Below are 1,535 nucleotides of genomic sequence, written 5' to 3' on the forward strand. Positions count from 1 at the left end.
AGCTTCTCTTGCAAGAGGTCGAGCTCCGCAACGCCCGCAGCAAGGTCCTGCGCTGCCTGCTGCTTGTCGCTGCCATAGCCGGGTGTCGAGCCGGGGTCGACCCCCGAAAGGACGAAGCCCTCCCGGACTCGCAGGAGTTCGGCAACGTCGCCGGTCCAATAGGTCTGACTTCTCGCGGTCACCCGTCCATCATGGACCCGGCCCGTCGCTCAGCGCGGGAGCGGCACTTCGATCAGTTGCGGGCCCACCACCGGCGAGGTGAGCGCTTGGTCGAGCGCGGCTCGGGTCTCGATGCGCGCATAGGTCCAGCCGTAGGCGGTCGCCAGCGCCTCGAGATCGGCATCCTGGGGTGTGTAGAGCACGCGATCGCGCTGCTGCGAGGAGCCGAGCGCGGCGACCTCAAGGCCGTCGAAGATCGTGCCGCCGGAATCGTTCCCGACGATCACCTGGATCCGCGGCGCCGTCTCCCCCGGCGCGAGCAACAGGGCTCCGACGTCGTGCAGCAAGGCCAGATCACCCAGCAGCACGCGGGTCACTCCTGCAGCACCCTCGGCCTGGCTCGCGATGGCGACCCCGAAGGCCGTCGCCACTGTTCCGTCGATTCCAGCCAAACCCCGATTGGCGTGCACGGTCACCTTCTTGCCCGGCAGCACGGCGTCGGCCACCCGAACCAGGCGCGAAGAGCCGAACACGAGCCGGTCGTGTGGCCACGTCGCCCGCCACGCCGCATCGACGAGAGCCACGCGGTCGAGCTTCTCTCGCAGCACCGCAAGCTCCGCCGAGATCGCCCCCAGCCGCGTCTGCGGGTCGGCCGACGCGAGCGCCTCACCGTCGGGGGCCGGCACTGACAGGTCGACGGATGCCGCACGCGAGGCCCGCATCCATTCTCCGAGCCATGCGCGATCAGCCGCGATCGCCTCTGTCGTCGACGCGGCGGTTGGGGCCGGGGCCACGGCTGCAACGGCGACTGTCGCGCCGTTGAGGTTGACCGTCTCTCCGGGACCGCGCAGCGCAATCACCTCGACGTCGTCGCGGGAGAGAAGCGCGCTGGTCTCGCGCGCGAGCGTGGGGTGACCCAGCACGACGACGCGCTCGATCGGGTCGCTGAGCTCCGGCCGACGCAGCAGCTCCCGGTAGGAATGGACGAGCTGACGGCCGAAACGGGCGCCACTGACGATCTCAGCGACAAGCGGCCATCCGCCCTCCCACGCCAGCGCCTCGGCGCGTGGCCCCGCTCCTTCGCCTGCCAGAACGATCGTCCGGATGCCGCGAGGCAGCACGAGCGGCTCCTCGTCGGCTGCGAGAGCCTCGTCGGCATCACCGATGCCGCCCCCGCCCTGATACAGCGCGCCCGACTGGTCGTTCTCGAGCGGCGCATCGACCGTGTGGGCTCCCTCTCCGGCATCCGCGCCCCACCACGGCGGGAGCGATCCGGCCAGCGGCTCGCGAAACGGCAGGTTGAGATGGACGGGACCGGCCGGACGCACCGCGTCACCGAGCGCCGCGCTCACTGCCTGGTCGGCGATATCGCGCAG

Annotated in this window: 1 protein-coding gene and 1 pseudogene; both read right to left on the reverse strand. The window is 70.7% G+C overall.

Annotated elements, in window-relative coordinates:
- A pseudogene (locus B3587_RS03335) lies at positions 1 to 182 on the reverse strand (polyphosphate kinase 2 family protein); the annotation flags it as partial.
- A 27-nt stretch (positions 183 to 209) separates the two neighbouring features.
- A partial coding sequence (locus B3587_RS03340) for a thiamine pyrophosphate-dependent enzyme (RefSeq protein ID WP_292726541.1) occupies positions 210 to 1,535 on the reverse strand: 1,326 nt, incomplete at its 5' end.

The organism is Microbacterium sp. UBA837, from assembly GCF_002296025.1.
GTDB lineage: Bacteria > Actinomycetota > Actinomycetes > Actinomycetales > Microbacteriaceae > Microbacterium.